At 67.1% G+C, this 15,122-nt stretch carries 14 protein-coding genes; 4 read left to right on the plus strand and 10 right to left on the minus strand.

Annotated elements, in window-relative coordinates; translation table 11 throughout:
- Positions 1 to 159 precede the first annotated feature (159 nt).
- Both VEC57_18615 and VEC57_18620 read left to right on the plus strand, forming a co-directional pair.
- On the plus strand, positions 160 to 1,167 hold the full coding sequence (locus VEC57_18615) for an LLM class F420-dependent oxidoreductase (GenBank protein ID HYC01155.1): 1,008 nt from the start codon (positions 160 to 162) through the stop codon (positions 1,165 to 1,167).
- 298 nt (positions 1,168 to 1,465) lie between these two features.
- Complete coding sequence (locus tag VEC57_18620; GenBank protein HYC01156.1) at positions 1,466 to 2,776, plus strand: hypothetical protein; 1,311 nt, start codon at positions 1,466 to 1,468, stop codon at positions 2,774 to 2,776.
- A gap of 156 nt (positions 2,777 to 2,932) precedes the next feature.
- Here the strand turns inward: VEC57_18620 and VEC57_18625 are convergent, their stop codons facing one another.
- Both VEC57_18625 and VEC57_18630 read right to left on the minus strand, forming a co-directional pair.
- Positions 2,933 to 3,664: a hypothetical protein gene (locus VEC57_18625; GenBank protein HYC01157.1), complete on the minus strand. Its 732-nt coding sequence runs from the start codon at positions 3,662 to 3,664 to the stop codon at positions 2,933 to 2,935.
- 7 nt (positions 3,665 to 3,671) lie between these two features.
- Entirely contained in the window at positions 3,672 to 4,508 is an 837-nt protein-coding gene (locus VEC57_18630; protein ID HYC01158.1) for a glucose 1-dehydrogenase, read from the minus strand.
- A gap of 265 nt (positions 4,509 to 4,773) precedes the next feature.
- On the opposite strand from VEC57_18630, the gene VEC57_18635 reads away from it, so the two are divergent.
- Positions 4,774 to 5,997, plus strand: coding sequence for an SDR family NAD(P)-dependent oxidoreductase (locus tag VEC57_18635; GenBank protein HYC01159.1), 1,224 nt, complete (start codon positions 4,774 to 4,776; stop codon positions 5,995 to 5,997).
- A 109-nt stretch (positions 5,998 to 6,106) separates the two neighbouring features.
- On the opposite strand, the gene mtgA is transcribed toward VEC57_18635, so the two are convergent.
- From mtgA to VEC57_18650, 3 genes are read right to left on the minus strand one after another with little or no spacing between them, the layout of a single operon-like run.
- Positions 6,107 to 6,814 carry a monofunctional biosynthetic peptidoglycan transglycosylase gene (mtgA, locus tag VEC57_18640; GenBank protein HYC01160.1) on the minus strand — a complete coding sequence of 236 codons (708 nt, stop codon included), beginning with the start codon at positions 6,812 to 6,814 and terminating at the stop codon, positions 6,107 to 6,109.
- Between the two features lie 25 nt (positions 6,815 to 6,839).
- The gene (locus tag VEC57_18645) at positions 6,840 to 7,610 is read right to left on the minus strand and encodes an SDR family oxidoreductase (GenBank protein HYC01161.1); all 771 of its coding nucleotides are present in this window, start codon (positions 7,608 to 7,610) and stop codon (positions 6,840 to 6,842) included.
- The gene (locus tag VEC57_18650) at positions 7,607 to 8,245 is read right to left on the minus strand and encodes a 2-hydroxychromene-2-carboxylate isomerase (protein ID HYC01162.1); all 639 of its coding nucleotides are present in this window, start codon (positions 8,243 to 8,245) and stop codon (positions 7,607 to 7,609) included. Before VEC57_18650 ends, VEC57_18645 begins: the two co-directional genes overlap by 4 nt.
- A 66-nt stretch (positions 8,246 to 8,311) precedes the next feature.
- Between VEC57_18650 and VEC57_18655 the strand changes: the two genes are divergently transcribed.
- A complete protein-coding gene (locus tag VEC57_18655) occupies positions 8,312 to 9,079 on the plus strand; it encodes an NAD kinase (protein ID HYC01163.1) in 768 nt (255 codons plus the stop codon).
- A 24-nt stretch (positions 9,080 to 9,103) separates the two neighbouring features.
- Here the strand turns inward: VEC57_18655 and VEC57_18660 are convergent, their stop codons facing one another.
- The 5 genes from VEC57_18660 to VEC57_18680 form a co-directional block, all read right to left on the minus strand.
- Complete coding sequence (locus tag VEC57_18660; GenBank protein ID HYC01164.1) at positions 9,104 to 10,657, minus strand: PAS domain S-box protein; 1,554 nt, start codon at positions 10,655 to 10,657, stop codon at positions 9,104 to 9,106.
- 306 nt (positions 10,658 to 10,963) lie between these two features.
- Positions 10,964 to 11,584: a choice-of-anchor V domain-containing protein gene (locus tag VEC57_18665; GenBank protein ID HYC01165.1), complete on the minus strand. Its 621-nt coding sequence runs from the start codon at positions 11,582 to 11,584 to the stop codon at positions 10,964 to 10,966.
- A gap of 2 nt (positions 11,585 to 11,586) precedes the next feature.
- Positions 11,587 to 12,288: a hypothetical protein gene (locus VEC57_18670; GenBank protein ID HYC01166.1), complete on the minus strand. Its 702-nt coding sequence runs from the start codon at positions 12,286 to 12,288 to the stop codon at positions 11,587 to 11,589.
- Between the two features lie 60 nt (positions 12,289 to 12,348).
- Positions 12,349 to 14,142 carry an FAD-dependent oxidoreductase gene (locus VEC57_18675; protein ID HYC01167.1) on the minus strand — a complete coding sequence of 598 codons (1,794 nt, stop codon included), beginning with the start codon at positions 14,140 to 14,142 and terminating at the stop codon, positions 12,349 to 12,351.
- Positions 14,139 to 15,110 (minus strand): Rieske 2Fe-2S domain-containing protein, encoded by a 972-nt coding sequence (locus VEC57_18680; protein HYC01168.1) that lies wholly within the window; start codon positions 15,108 to 15,110, stop codon positions 14,139 to 14,141. Before VEC57_18680 ends, VEC57_18675 begins: the two co-directional genes overlap by 4 nt.
- Positions 15,111 to 15,122: the final 12 nt, after the last annotated feature.

A 15,122-nucleotide genomic window follows, 5' to 3' on the forward strand; every position in this document is an offset into this window, starting at 1 on the left:
AGATCGCGAAGATGGCGCACGGGCCGTCGTGCGCCCGCCGCTGCCTGCCGCCGTCAACGCCAAGGCGTGACGCGGCATGGAACGGCGTGACGTGCGCCGGTGCAGGATTCGCGCCGGTCGTGGTTCGGCCCCGTTCCTGATTTCCGCTAGACGCGGCCCATGAAGCTCGGACTGATGATCGGTTATTGGCAGGGCGGTGCGCCCGGCGATTTCGTCACGTTGGCCAGGGAGGCCGAAAACCTCGGCTACGAGTCGGTGTGGACGGCCGAGGCCTACGGCTCCGATGCCTTCACCCCGCTGGCATGGATCGGCGCCAACACCAGCCGCATCAAGCTCGGCACGGCGGTCGCGCAGATCTCGGCTCGTACGCCGGCCTGCGTCGCCATGACGGCGACCACCCTCGATTACATGTCAGGCGGCCGCCTGATTCTGGGCATCGGCGTCAGCGGCCCGCAGGTGGTGGAGGGGTGGTACGGAATGCCGTTCGCCAAGCCGTTCACGCGCACGCGCGAATTCATCGAAATCGTGCGCACGATGATCAAGCGCGAGGGCCCCGTCTCCTTCGACGGACAATACTACCAGCTGCCCTACAATGGCCCCGGCTCCGTGGGCCTGGGCAAGCCGCTCAAGCTCATCACGCATCCGTTGCGCGACTGCATTCCCATCTACCTCGGCGCCGAAGGGCCCAAGAACGTACGGCTTGCGGCCGACGTCGCCGACGGATGGCTGCCCATGTTCTTCTCGCCATACCGCACGCACGTCTATTCGGAGGCACTCGATCATCTGCGGCCGGGTTTCGAGATCGCGTGCATGGCGCAGGTCGTGGTGGGCTCGGACGTTTCGGCGTGCCTGATCCCGGTGAAGTGGATGCTCGCGTTCTACATCGGCGGCATGGGCGCCAAGGACAAGAACTTCCACGTCAACATCATGTCGCGCATGGGCTTCGAGGCCGAAGTCCGGAAAGTGCAGGAGCTCTTCCTCGGCGGCGATCGTGCCGCCGCCGCCGAGGCTGTGCCCGATCAGCTCGCCGACGAGATCTCGCTCGTCGGGCCGCCCGAGCGCATCCGCGAGCGCCTGCAGGCGTGGAAGGAGAGCCCGGTGACGCAGCTTCTCGCTGGCACGCAGGACGTCGAGGCGCTGAGAGTGCTGGCGGAGGCGGCGGCGTGACCCGCAGCGGCGGCTCGCCGCCCGCACAAACCTGACTGCAGTTCATCGAATCACGAAACCGGGCAGGCACTGCGCCCCAATTCGGACAAATTCCGGACAACGCCTTTTTCGCTGCGCCTCGTGCGCCGCCGGCCGCTAAGGTGTGCCGTCGGTCGGGTTCCCGGCCGCAGCACCACCGTGACCGCCGCCGCTGCGACAATGATGATTTTCACCGAGCCGGAATTGGCGCAGGTGTGACGAGCAGCTAACGGTGGCTGACGAATCGGGCCGAAACGGTCCGCGCAAACGGAGGGCATTCATGAAAAAGGCAATCATTGCCGCAATGATGACAGGGGCGCTGGGCGTGGCGTCGCCGGCACTGGCGATCGTCGACGCGTTCGATGACTTCGACCGGGCTGACGGTCCGCCCGGCACGAATTGGGAAGCCATTACCGTGGCACCGTTTCCGCTGTTCGAGATCAGCGCAAATCAGGCTTGTTCAGACGCGACTGCCCTCGGGCTGTGGCACGAGCAGCTGTGCGGCGACGCCCACACGGTCGATCTCATCATCAGTGCGACCAATGTCGAAGAGCTGCGCAACGACATCATCATTGCTAGCGGTGACTTCGGAAGCGTTGCGCTCGTTGGCATCGATCCTGGGATGAGCTCGGGTGCGAGCGGAACCGGAGTTCTACGCATCCGCGATCCCTTCGCTGAGGTCGACTTGGCGCGCGGCAGCGGCTTCGCCATTGCGGCCGATACGCAGTATCGGGTGAACATCGAGCTCGATTCAACGGGCGACGTGACCGCTACGGTGTCGACCTTGGGCGGGTCCCTGCTGGACACCGTCAGCGCAGCGACCACCGTAGAAGGCTTTTCGCACTTCGGTATCCTCGTCGGCGACAACGAAACCGCCGACACCCGCCGCAGCTGCGCCGACGACTTCACGGTCGTCGTCACCAACCGCGTCACCTGTCCGGAACCGACCACGACCACCACCATCGACGTCACGACCACCGTCGGCCCCACCACGACCACCGTCGGCCCCACCACGACCACGGAGTCGCCGACGACGACCACCGAGGATTCCACCACCACGACGACGCTTCCGACGCCGACGCTGTGCGATCCTGACTTCGACTGCCGCCTCAATGCCGCGGCGCCGGGCAAGAGCAGCATCAAGATCTCGACGAAGGTTGAGTCCAAGCACTCGCTCAAGTTCAAGCTCGGGAAGGGCGACGCTGCGGGCCTCGAAGAGTTCGGAGATGCCACGAGCGAGACCACCAGCTATGAGCTGTGCCTGTACGACACGCGCGGCCTGATCCTGTCGACGCCCATCGAGGGCGGCGAGTTCTGGACGGCTGCGGGAACCGGATTCAAGTACACCAACAAGACCGGCAACCAGTTCGGCATCACGAGCGTGAAGATCAGCGCCACCGGCCAGGACGAAAAGACCCAGATACAGGTGGGCGGCAAAGGCCCGGCGTTCGAGGGACCCGATCTTCCGGTCGAGGGAACCCTGACTGCGCAGTTCATGGCGCAGACGGCGGCTGGAAAGCAGTGTTGGGAGCTCGAGTTTTCCGCGCCGAGCTCGTCGTCCGACAGCGGCTACAGCGCCAAGGCGCCATAGCCGGCCGTGCGGCAGCCGGCCGACTGCTGCTCGGCCGGCTGCGACTCCAAAACCGGCCTTCGGCTCGGCGGGCGCGTGCGGATCCTCTCGCGGCTTGCGCGGGAGGATCCGCACTTCGCCTGAGAGCCGCCTGGAGGCATCCTGCCGCGGCCTGGTTCAGGCCGCGGCACCGAGCTCGCGCTTCAGGATCGACGCCAGACGGCGCAGCGCATCGCTGCAGTCGCCACGAAAGCTCGAACCGTGCATGACCGCCAGCGTCTGCGGCGACAGCGTCGCCAGGCGCTGCATTGCCGCCTCCGTCCGTGGAGTGTACGGCACGTCGTTGGCCAGCGGGCTGGCCTTGCCGCCGACGATCACCGGCTCGACCTGCTCGACGATATCGGCCTGCGTAAGGGCGCCAGGATCGCCGGGCTGGAAGAAAAGGTCCGAGCAGAACAGCGTCGCGGTCGTCTCCTCGAACAGCAGCCCGGCATCCCAGCCGTGCGGCAGGTGCGGCGTCGACAGGAACCGGAAGCGGCGTTTGCCCGTCTCGAAGCTTTCGTCGTCCTGCAGAGTTCGCGGCGGGCGGTCGGCGTAGTCCGTCAGCATCACCATCGCGCCGACGACGTTGCATACGGGCAGGGCATCGGGCGCAACGGCCAGCCACTGGTTGAGCGCGCCGCATTCGTCGGGCTCGAAGTGGCTGTAGGCGATCCATCGAAGCTTCGTCGGATCCATCACCTGCGCCACGGCGGCGCGCGTGACGTCGAAGGAGCGGCGCAGTCCCGTGTGCATGAGCAGCGGCTCGTCGTCGCGGACCAGGAACTGGTTGAACTGGATGCCGTAGTCGGGATGGAACGCGGAGAGCCGAAAGACGTCGGGGGCGATCTCGGTGACGCTCGCTTTCATGTCTGCCTCACATTCCGGTGGTGCCGCGATCCATGCCGCTCGGGAATGCCGCCTCGAACTCGCCTTTGTAGACGTGCGGGCCGGCAGCGGTGAGGCCGCCGTCGACGACGAGCTCGATGCCCGTGACGAAGCGCGCTTCGTCGCTTGCCAGATAGACACAGGCCGCGGCAATGTCGGTGCCGCGGCCGGCGACCTTCATCGGCTGCGCCTGAGCCATCACATCCGTCATCGCTTCCTCGTTTCCGCGGTGCACCAGCGGGGTCAGGATTCCTCCGGGACACACGGTGTTTGCGCGAATGTTCCGCTTGGCCAGCTGCACGGCGGCGGCGCGGGTCAGATTGATGACGGCGGCCTTGCAGGCGGTGTAGGCGATGGGGCCGCATCCTCCACTGAGACCGGCCACCGAGCCGGTGTTGATGATGGAGCCGGCGATGCCGTCGCGCACCATCACGCGTGCGGCGTGCTTCGTGCCGAGGAACACGCCCTTGACCAGCACCGCAAAGGTCTGGTCCCATTTCTCTGCATCGATCTCCCAGATCTTGCCGAGCGCACCGGGAAAGCCTGCGTTGTTGAACACACAGTCCAGGCGGCCGAACTCGGAGACCGCGCGATCGATCATTGCCGCGACCTGATCCTCCTCGGAAACATCGGTGCGCTGGAAGACGATGTTGCCCGCGTGCCCGGCGCTGGCCGCCAGCTCGACCGTCTCGTTGCCGGTGCGCTCGTTGATGTCGCTGGCCACGACGCTGGCGCCTTCGGCCAGGAACCGCAGGACGGTATCGCGTCCGATGCCGCTGCCGCCGCCCGTGATGACCGCAACCTTGCCTTCGAGTCGTCCCGCCATGATCGGCTCCTTTTGCCAGCATTTTCGCAGCCAAGGCCGCTGAGGGAACGCGTTCTACTGCCGGTCCGGTGTGGAGTCCAGACGCTCGTCGCGCCCATCGGACGGACTCCGCTTCACGACCGGTGCGCTCGCTGCTTCGGCTGGATACGGCGTCGGACTCCGCGCCGTCCGCAGGGCCGGTGGCGTGCGTGCACGCAGCATCACCTGTGTTAGAGTCGCGCCGGCTCGCGCGCGCGATGCCAATACACGACGACAGGAGAGAGCGATGGGACGTTTCAGTTCGTGGCTGCGTGAGCGCTTCTCCGCGCGGCCCCTGTGGATGAACGCGCTGATGCTGTTCTGCGCCTATCAGGTCTTCATCTACTCGCCCTTCGATCTGCTGCTCAAGCCCGTCTCGCGAGACGAGGACGTGTGGCTCGGCCTGGTCCTGACGGGTTGGGCCGCCAAGGTCGGCGGTATCGTGCATTGGATCGTCTATGCGCTGGGGCTGTACGGCTTCTGGCGCATGCGGCCGTGGATGTGGCCGTGGGCGTCGGTCTACGTGGGGCAGATGGCGTTTGCGTTCCTGGTCTGGTGCATCGCCTACATCGGCGGTGCGCGCGGCTGGGCCGCCGGCATCCTGACGGGCGGCATCTTCTCGGCGCTGGCATGGGCGCTCTGGAACGCGCGCCCGCTGTTCCGCCCGCGCGCAGCTTCGCTGGTGCGGCGCTACGGCAACTGGGCGGTCATCACCGGCGCCTCTGCCGGCATCGGCCTGGAGTTCGCGCGTGCATTGGCGGCGCGTGGCTTCTCCTGCGTCCTGGTGGCGCGGCGAGAGGACAGCCTGCAGCGTCTGGCCGAAGAGCTGCAGCGCGCGCACGACGTTCAGACGCGAGTGGTCGCCGTGGATCTGTCCGAGCCGGGCGGGCCGGAGAAGCTGGCCGATTCCGTTGCGGACCTGGAAGTGGGGCTGCTCGTCAGCAACGCCGGCGTCGGGTACGCCGGGCGGTTCCTGCTGCAGGACACCGAGCGGCTGCGGCGCATGATCGAGCTCAACTGCACCGGCATCGTCGTGCTGTTGTCGCGGCTGCTGCCCGGCATGGTCCAGCGCCGGCGCGGCGGCGTGATCATCACGGGTTCGGTAGCGGGACGACAGCCGATCCCGTTCCACGCCGTCTATTCGGCGACCAAGGGTTTCGAGCTTCTGCTCGGAGAAGGACTGTGGCTCGAGCTTCGCGAGCAGGGCGTCGACGTGCTGGTGGTGCAGCCCGGGCCGGTCGCAACCGAGTTCGAAGCGGTGGCGGGCGAAGCGCGCGTGGATCGGTCGGCGGAGGAGAGCCCGCGGCACGTCGTCGAAGTGGCTCTGGAATCACTCGGCCAGCAGCCTTCGGTGGTGACGACCTGGTTCAACTGGGTTCGGGCCAACGTCAGCCGCTTCGCACCGCGAACCGCGGTCGCGTTCATCGCGGCCAACATCATGGAGCGTCAGACCGATCCCGAAATGCTGTAGCTCGCATCGGTCCGCGGTGCCGTGGCTCGTTGGGCGGGATCACCGGCGAGAAGGTGCGCGGTTCGAGCGCGGCTCGGCAAGGACACGGCGCGCCGGCCACGCCGCGCCGTCAGCCTTCGGAGCCTGCGAGCTTGCGCAGGTGGGCGCGCCCTCCAAGGGCTGTCATCTGCGACAGGATCCAGCGCTGACGTCGGCGGACGTAGGCCGAGGGCGCATCGGCGCGCAGCACGGCAGGCGAGGGGAGGACGGATGCGAGCAGCGCCGCCTGCTCACGCGACAGCTCGCTGGCGGCCACGCCGAAGAAGCGGCGCGCCGCGGCTTCGGCTCCGTAGGTGAATTCGCCGAACTGCACGATGTTCACGTAGCACTCCAGGATGCGCTCTTTGGACCAGAACATCTCGATGACGACGGTGAAGTAGGCCTCGATCGCCTTGCGCACGTAGCTGCGCCCCGGCCACAGAAACAGGTTCTTCGCCACCTGCTGCGTGATCGTGCTGGCGCCGCGGATCGTCTTGCCGCGCCTGTTGTTGTCGACCGCCTTCTCGATGGCCTGGATGTCGAATCCGCGGTGCTGACTGAAGAGCTGATCCTCGGCCGCGATGACGGCGAGCAGGAGATCGGGGGAGATCCGGTCGCGCGGCATCCATTGGTACTCAATCGGCGCCGCGGTGCCGCGCAGCGCCTCGCCGAGTCGGCTCTGCAGAATGAACGACGTCGTCGGCGGCGGCACGATCCCGAACAGCGCCACCAGCAGCGCGCCGGCGGCGGCGGCCACCAGCACGAGTTGCAGGGCGTGCAGGACGAGACGGTGGATCATTGCCCCGCGCTCGCGCGCGAGCTGGTCAGAGGCAGGTGGCCATGCCGCCGTCCACGGGTATGACGGCTCCGGTCACGTAAGCGCCTGCACGCGAGGCCAGATAGATCGCCACGCCGGCCATGTCCTCGGGCTCGCCGATGCGACCGCGCGGAACCTGGGCGACGATGAGGTCGCCGAAGCGTTCCAGCGTCTCCTTCATCATCTTGCTCTGGAAGGGGCCGGGCGCGACGGCATTGACGGTAATGTTGCTGGAGGCAAGCTGCTTGGCCAGCACGCGCGTCAGGTGATGCACGGCGGCCTTGCTGGTGGAGTACGCGTAGGTCTCCAGCGCAGGAACGTGCAGTCCATCGATGGAACCGATGTTGATGACGCGCGCGGGATCCTGCTTCGTTCCCGCCTTCTCGAGGAGCGGGATCAGCTCGCGCGTCAGGTTGAAGACGGCCTTGACGTTGGTGGCCAGCACCTTCTGGAACGCGTCGTCGGTGTACTCGGCCAGCGGCATGCCCCAGTTCGCGCCGGCGTTGTTGACGAGAATGTGAAGCTGGCTCTCGCGCGACTTCAGCTCGGCCGCCAGCGCCTTGACGCCGGCATCGGTGGAGATGTCGGCCGGAATGGCGATGGCGGTTCCCCACTGGCTCAGCTCGGCCACGGCCGCGTCACAGGCATCCTTCTTGCGCGAGCTGATGTAGACCTTGGCGCCGGCCTCGATGTAGCCCCGCGCGATCATCAAACCGATGCCGCGCGAGCCGCCGGTGACCAGCGCCGTCTTGCCCTGGATGGAAAACAGATCCTTCACGAAAACTCCTTGTTTCGCCGCCGCATCAGGGCGTGCTCGACCAGTACCAGACGATCGTTTCCGAAGTACATGTCCGCGCCGTCGATGAACATGGTGGGTGAGCCGAACCCGCCGCGCTCGATCAGCTCGTCGGTGTTGGCGCGCAGGCGCTCCTTGTATTCGGGCGCGGCAATCTTGCCGAAGAATTCGCCGCGGTCCAGCCCCACGGCCTCGGCTACCTCTTCGAGCACGTCGTCGCGCGAGATGTCGCGCAGATCGCCCCAGTACGCCTCGAATACCTTCCTGGAGTACTCGGAGATGCGGCCGTTCTCCTGTGCGACGAAGGCGCCGCGCATGGCCTTGACGCTGTTGACCGGAAACACCGGCGGCTGTCCGATGCGGATTCGGTACAGCGCCGCCCAGTCCTGCAGGTCCTTGGCGTAGTACCGCATTTTCGGCCACACCGGGTTCTTGCGCTGCTCGTAGACGCTGTCGTTGATGGTGTTGAAGATGCCGCCGACCAGGATCGGCCGCCAGATCAGCTCGGCGCCGGCGGCGCTGGCGACGTCCTCGATGCGAGTGAACGCAAGGTACGTCCACGGGCTGGAGCAATCGTAGAAGAACTCGAGCCTCGGCCGGCCGCTCTCGTCCGCCATCGCACGCGAGCCTGTCACACATCGCGCTTCTGGCCAACCGAGCAGGCGAAGGATATCGTGCGGCTCGTGGCTCGAGAGAAGCTCTGTTTCGTGGCAAGCGACTCGCCCGATGCGCAGCAGGCGCTGGGCGTGCTCAAGAGCCGCTACGGCAACGTGTCAGCCGGCCAGGCCGACGTCATCGTGGCCTTGGGCGGCGACGGCTTCATGCTGCAGACGTTGCACGAGCACATCGGCCACCACATCCCGATCTACGGGATGAACAAGGGCACGGTGGGCTTCCTCATGAACGACTACCACGAGGAGGACCTGCCCGCGCGCATCGCCCGCGCGGTGGCGGCGGCGATCCGTCCGCTCAAGATGCGGGCGCAGTGCGCCGGCGGCACGACCGTCGAAGCGCTGGCGATCAACGAGGTGTCGCTGCTTCGCCAGACCCGCCAGGCCGCCAAGATCCGCATCTCCATCGACGGAACCATTCGTCTCGACGAGCTCGTCTGTGACGGCGTGCTGGTGGCGACGCCTGCGGGCAGCACGGCCTACAATCTGTCGGCACACGGGCCGATCCTGCCCGTCAATTCCGGAGTGCTCGCGATCACGCCGATCAGCGCCTTCCGCCCGCGCCGGTGGCGCGGCGCCATCGTTCCCAGCGACGCCGTGATCGACTTCGAGATCATGGGCGACACCAAGCGCCCGGTCAGCGCCACCGCCGACACCACCGAAGCTCGCAACGTCCACCACGTCCACGTGCACGAAGACAAATCCATCACGCTCGAGCTGCTGTTCGACCCCGAGCACGGCCTCGAGGAGCGCATTCTCAAGGAGCAGTTCGTGCCTTGATGCCGGGCGCCGTCGGCTGCGGCCTCAACGTCCGAGCGTGAAGTAGAACGAGGCGCCTTTTCCAGGTCGGCCCTCCGCCCACACCCGTCCGCCATGGCGGCGGATGATGCGCTCCACCGTTGCCAGGCCGATGCCGTTGCCGGCAAAGTCGTTGCCGTCGTGCAGGCGCTCGAAGGGACGGAACAGCTTGTCGGCGAAGCTCATGTCGAAGCCGGCGCCATCGTCTCGCACACGGTAGACGATCTGGCCGTCCTCGCCGGCGTCGGCGCAGAACTCGATGCGGGCGACGTCCTTCTTGGCCGTGAACTTCCACGCGTTCCCGATGAGATTGACCAGCACGTCGTAGAGAAGGGCGGGGTCGCCCTGCGCCGTCAGCCCGTCCTGGATCGCGAAATCGACCTTTCGCGAGGGCTCGGATGCGGCGTGCTCGTCGGCCACCGTTCTGGCGATGGCGGACAGATCGACGTGCTCCTTGCGCGGCTCGCTGCGCCCCACGCGCGACATGCGCAGCAGGTCGTCAATGAGGGCTCCCATCCTCTTGCTGGCCGAGCTGGCGCGCTGCAGGTATCCACGCGCAGTCTCGTCCAGCGTCGGTCCGTAGTCCTCGAGCAGCACCCTGCAGAAGCCGTCGATGGAGCGCAGCGGCGCGCGAAGATCGTGCGAGACCGAATAGGAAAACGCTTCCATCTCCCGGTTGGCCTCCTCGAGCGCCGCGGTGCGCTCGGCCACGCGCCGCCCCAGGTCCTCCTCGAGGCGCTTCTGGCGCGTGACATCGGTGACGGTGGCGACGTAGCCGACGGCTCGGCCGTCGCCGTCGCGCTCGATCACGGTCTGCGCCTGCAACCAGCGACGCTCGCCCAGGCTCGACGCGGTCCGGTAGAGAAGACGGCCCGTTTCCTGTCCGCTCTCCCGCTCGGCCCACTGCTGCGCGATCCGCTGCCGGTCCTCGGGATGGATGTGCGCGGACCATTCGAAGCCGAGGGGATCCTCGTCGCCGAGTCCGAGCGTGTCGCGCACGCGCTTATTGAGGTAGGTGCAGCGCCCTTTCTGGTCGAAGCGGGCGATGCCGACCGGAACGGTATCGGCCAGGGCACGGAAGAGGCGCTCGCTGGCCTCGAGCTCGCGGCGCATTTCGCGCAGCGGAGTGATGTCGAGGGCCGTCGCGATGACGTCGCCGGAGTCCTCGTGCAGCGTGTAGTGGTTGATCGACGACCACGGCCGCCCTTCGAACGTGCCGCTGGCTTCGAACAGCACCTCCTCGCCGCGCTGCGCGCGCCGGATGTAGTCGGCCACCTCCGGAAACGTATCGAAGATGCTCTGTCCGACCGCCTGCCGTTCCTGCAAGCCGAGCCGCTCCAGCCCCCGGCCTACCGATTCGACGAGGATGCCGTTGCGGTCGACGCGAAAGAGGATGACCGGGAGCGACCGGATATTGTCGAGCGCCTGCTCGAGCGGCAGGCGCAGCTCCCGATCCTTGCTTTCGGCGAGCTGTCGTTCGAGCTCGCGGACGCGCTCCTCGAGCTCGGCGATGCGATCAAGAGCGGGGCCGTCCCATTCTTCGGCGCGCGACGTCGGCATCAAGCTGCCTCGCCGTTGCGGCGCGCGAACGCCTCTCGCAGGCAGCGGCCAGTGCTGCCGTGGATCATGGGTGGTCGCGGGACCGGGGAGCGGCCCCGCCCGCCATGGGCGCCTGACATTGTCCCGCCTCCTGCCGTGCCTCCGACCGGATCGCTGCAAGCTTTGGGACGCTTGCACGAGGCGGGCACCGGCCCATCTCGTCCCCACGCGACCGCGACGGAATCTGCATCTCATCACACGGACATCAGTGGCTCAAGGTTGGGCGCGCGAAGAGGCCGTCGCTGGGAGCGTTTTTGTGCGGGCAGTTCAGTCCGGGGGAGCGGGCTCGGTTACGGCGATGGGCTCGGGAGACTTCGAGTAGATGCGATCGCCCTGGTTGGAGCCGTCGGCATTGGCGGCGTTGGCGACCGCGAAGAACGCGACCTTCCCAGCATCGGCCGCCGGGGCGATCCATGCGAAGCTCCAGGAGGCGCCGCCGCTCTGGCCGATGGCGGTGCCGCCGTAGGAATGTCCGAGGTAGGTGCGCCCGGCAACCATCCCGGTGATCAGCTGCGTCGTGGCGGAATCGGTCACGACCAGCTCGCCGGCACCCTGCAGCGACGGAAGCGAGACCGCGGTTACCTGAAAGCCCCAGCGAGCGACCTCCGGATCAGGATGGGCGATACGGAAGGTCAGCGCGTAGGTCTTACCGGGTTGATAGGCCGCGGGTACGCCTTCGATCGTGATGGTGCCCTTGTCGTCCGGATTCAGCGCCGAGGATGTATGGCAGGAGATGCAGGTCGGCTCGGCCTCCACTCCGGCTCCTGCCGGTATCCCGGAGCTGCCCGGCTGTGGTCCGGTGGAAACGGCCAGCGCCGAGCCCACCGGCGCCGCGGCCAGCGCCGCGGTGATTGCGACGACGGAAAGAAGACTACGGCCCGCGCCCATCCTCACGCTCCATTCACCGGCGTCGCTGCGCGCAGCCACGCCATCGCCGCGCCGCCGGCCGCGGCCCCGCACTGGAAGCCCAAAGACGACAGGCCAGCATCCTCCTCATCGTTTCCCGATCCGTCCAGAGCGAGCAACGCCAGGCGACGGTGCTGCAGCGAGGGCAGCTGCCAGCCGGGAATGCGGGGAACGACGCAGCGGTCGACGATCACTGCCGCGACCTCACCGATGTCATGAGCAGCCAGCGCGAGCGCGAGCGCCGCACCCTGTCCCTGGCCGAGCAGGACCAGCGGCGGGAGCCGCTCCAGCAGCGCCTCGAGTTGCGCCAGCGCATCACCGAAGCTTGCCGGCTCGGGACGCTCCGCCTCGCTTCCGAGATACCAGGCGTAGCCGGCATAGGCGGACGCGCCGCGATAGTTGCTCAGGAGCGGGTTGCAAGGCCGTGCCGCCTGCGGCGCCAGCAGCGAGGGCTGCGCACCCAGCACCATGCGCGCGTAGCGGATCGCCTGCTCGGCATCGCCGCCGCGATCGTGCAGCGCGACGACGAGGGGCAGATCATCCGCAGCGGTGCCGGCGCTCTGACGCGTGAGCAGCGCGAACGAGGCATGCGGCGCCGCGGCCACCATCATTGCCATTGCCAGGAGCAGCGCGAGGAACCGTGCGGCTGGATCGGGCCCATCAACGCCATCCAACGGTGCAGCCATGCCGCGCGGTGCAGCGCGATCCATAGACGTTGAGGGTCCCGCGTCATTGTGGCGCTGGGCTCATGCAACGGCTTTATCAGCTGCCACCGCCGCCGCCTTCGCGGCGAGGTACGCGAACGTCATGGCGGGGCCGAGGGTGCCGCCGCCGCCGTAGTAGTAGGGACCGGTGGGCGAGGCGATGCAGTTGCCGGCGCCATACAGACCCGGAATGGGATTGCCGTTCGCGTCGAGGATCTCGCCCTTGGCATTGATGACGGGGCCGCCGTTGGTATCCAGCGTTCCGCTGGCAAGGATGATCGCGTACAGCGGCCCGTCTGTGGACATCGGATGCATGGTCGGGTTCGGGGTCATGCCGAGCTCGTGCGGCGTGCCCTGGTTCGGGAACGACCAGACGCGAGAGTGCCACAGGCGGTCGTAGAGCATGCGGCCGCGGCCGAAGTCGTCGTCGACGCCGCTGCTGGCGTAGCCATTGAAGGTCGCGATCTGCGATCGCAGCGTGTCGGCGAAGCTGGATGCGAGGGCCAGGCCACCGGTGCGTGTCGCGATCCGTGCCAGGCGGTCGCCGATGTTCCTGGCCAGCTCCTCGACGTTGGCGCCCTTGATCACGTACGGCGCCTGCGTGCCCGCCGGCGGCAGCGGAAAGCGGCCGCCGAACAGCTCCGCCGTGCGCTGGTCATAGACCATGAACAGCACGAGGTTGGTCCATTCGTGGCGCGTGGGATCCCAGATGAAATGGACGCGCGTGCGCTCGTTGTAGTTGCTCGTCTCGTTGACGACGCGCTGGCCGTAGCGGTTGACCAGCATCATGGAGTCGCCGGGCGGCATGAATACGTCATCGGGCGTGCTCGAGAACTGCAGCGCCTGCTCCAGCACGATCTGCGCGCGCCAGGCCGAGCTCATCTGGCCGAGGCGCGCGCCGGCCGCGGTCGCCATGTAAACGAAGTCGCCTTCGTTGGTCGGCACGGCGCAGCCGCCGAATACGGGCCCGGGCTGGAACTGCAGCACCAGGTCCTTGTTGTTGGTGAAGCCGCCGCTGCCGAAGATGACGCCTTTCCTGGCGCGCAGCCGCACCCTGGTCTTGTCCATCTTCGTGGCCTCGATGCCGATCACTTCACCCCTGCCATTGCGCAGCAGCGAGGTGACGCGGTGGCCGAGCAGGATCGGCACGCCGCGCTTTTCGAGGGCGACCTTGAGCTGGCGCATCATCTCGTCGCCGAGCCCGAAGCTGCCATCCTCCTTGCGCGCCCACAGGCGCCGGTCCACCGGCTGCTTGTCCTCGGTGGCCTCTTCAAAGTAGTCGGGCATGGCGCCGAAAGGCTTGTCGGCGGGCATCGAGTGCAGCGCGCCGATGCGATCGAGCTCGTCGATGACGATCGGGCCGTTGTCGTACAGCGCCTCCAGCAACGCCCATTCGTTGTGCGGCAGGCCGGCCCGCGCGTCCTTCTCGTTGAACATGTGCATGTACGAGAAGCGCGCCATCTTGCGCAGCGTCTCTTCGCGCTGCTCGACCACGCCCGCCTCGCGAAGGAAGCGGTTGTTCGGAATCCAGTAGACGCCGCCGGACTTGGCGGTGGTGCCGCCGAAGAGCAGCGCCTTCTCCACGAGCGCGACCTTGGCGCCGGCTTCGTGGGCGATGACCGCAGCGACCGCACCGGCCGCGCCGCTGCCGACCGCCAGGACGTCGAACTCCTGGTCGAAGGTGCCAGCGTCCTGCGCGTGGACGACGGTGGTGCCGAGCGCCCCCGCGCCGCTTGCGCCGGCGGCTGCGACGCCCGCCAGTCGCAGGAAGTCGCGTCTCGAGATGCGCGCAGGATCGTTCGGCTGTGCTTCGGTGTCGCGGTCCTTGCCGCTCACGCTGCCGCCACCGCTTCCGACCAGTCACGCGAGTAGAACTGCTTGGTCCACTTGCGGTACTCGCCGATGGGGCCGTCGGCTTCGCACAGCGACGGGCGCACCTGGAAGCCCTTGTGCTCCCAGATCTGGAAGTCCTGCTGGATCGCGAGCGACTGGTCGTCCATGTAGGCCTTGAGCAGAGCGCGTGTCTCTTCCTCGCTGCGGCCGTCCTTGGCGCCGATGACGCCGAAGTGAATCTGCGTGGTCTCGGTATCGATGGGCGTCAGGCCCGCCACGATCATCGTCGTGAACATCCCGGTGTACTTGAGCCAGTCGAAGCCGAGGCCCCAGTTCTCGGCTTCGATCGTGAAGCTGTCGGTGACGCCCATGGTCTGCACTTCCTTCTTGGTGCCGATCTGCCACTTGAACATGGGGCCGTGGAAGCTGTTGCTGCGGTCCTTGGGCGGATCCATCAGATGCACGAAATTGAAGTGCGGCCAGTCGATGGCGTTCTCCATGATCTCCTGCGGGTGCGTCTTGACGATCCAGGAGTACTTCTCGTAGCTGGACGTCCAGGCCGGGTCGCCCCAGTACGGAATCGTCGGGATCTCGAAGTGCGGCTCCAGTCCCTGATCGTGATACCAGACGAAGATGATTCCGTTGCGCTCGAGCACCGGGTACGCACCGGCCTTGGCCTTGGACGGGATCTTGTCGGTATAGGGGATGTGCACGCAGGTGCCGGCGCCGTTGAACTGCCAGCTGTGGAACGGGCAGGCCAGGTTGTCTCCTTCGACCTTGCCGCCATGGCCGAAGTGGGCGCCGAGGTGCGGGCAGTACGGCTCGAGCGCTCCAGCCTGGCCGTTGTGCCCGCGGAACAGCACGATGTCGCGGTCCAGATAGTGGACGGTCTTGACCTCTCCGCGGGCGAGCTCGTCGGAGTAGCAGACCTGGTACCAGCTGTTGGGAATACCGAACGGGAAACGACCCATGGGGCACCTCCG

The sequence above is a fragment of the Candidatus Limnocylindrales bacterium genome, from assembly GCA_035626395.1.
Lineage (GTDB): Bacteria > Desulfobacterota > Binatia > UBA1149 > CAITLU01 > DASPNH01.

Coding starts and splice junctions, on each gene's coding strand:
- VEC57_18665 (HYC01165.1), bottom strand. CDS start 11,584: ATGGGCGCGGGCCGTAGTCTTCTTTCCGTCGTCGCAATCACCGCGGCG.
- VEC57_18625 (HYC01157.1), bottom strand. CDS start 3,664: ATGAAAGCGAGCGTCACCGAGATCGCCCCCGACGTCTTTCGGCTCTCC.
- VEC57_18630 (HYC01158.1), bottom strand. CDS start 4,508: ATGGCGGGACGACTCGAAGGCAAGGTTGCGGTCATCACGGGCGGCGGC.
- VEC57_18615 (HYC01155.1), top strand. CDS start 160: ATGAAGCTCGGACTGATGATCGGTTATTGGCAGGGCGGTGCGCCCGGC.
- VEC57_18680 (HYC01168.1), bottom strand. CDS start 15,110: ATGGGTCGTTTCCCGTTCGGTATTCCCAACAGCTGGTACCAGGTCTGC.
- VEC57_18670 (HYC01166.1), bottom strand. CDS start 12,288: ATGGCTGCACCGTTGGATGGCGTTGATGGGCCCGATCCAGCCGCACGG.
- VEC57_18650 (HYC01162.1), bottom strand. CDS start 8,245: ATGGCGGACGAGAGCGGCCGGCCGAGGCTCGAGTTCTTCTACGATTGC.
- VEC57_18635 (HYC01159.1), top strand. CDS start 4,774: ATGGGACGTTTCAGTTCGTGGCTGCGTGAGCGCTTCTCCGCGCGGCCC.
- VEC57_18620 (HYC01156.1), top strand. CDS start 1,466: ATGAAAAAGGCAATCATTGCCGCAATGATGACAGGGGCGCTGGGCGTG.
- mtgA (HYC01160.1), bottom strand. CDS start 6,814: ATGATCCACCGTCTCGTCCTGCACGCCCTGCAACTCGTGCTGGTGGCC.
- VEC57_18660 (HYC01164.1), bottom strand. CDS start 10,657: ATGCCGACGTCGCGCGCCGAAGAATGGGACGGCCCCGCTCTTGATCGC.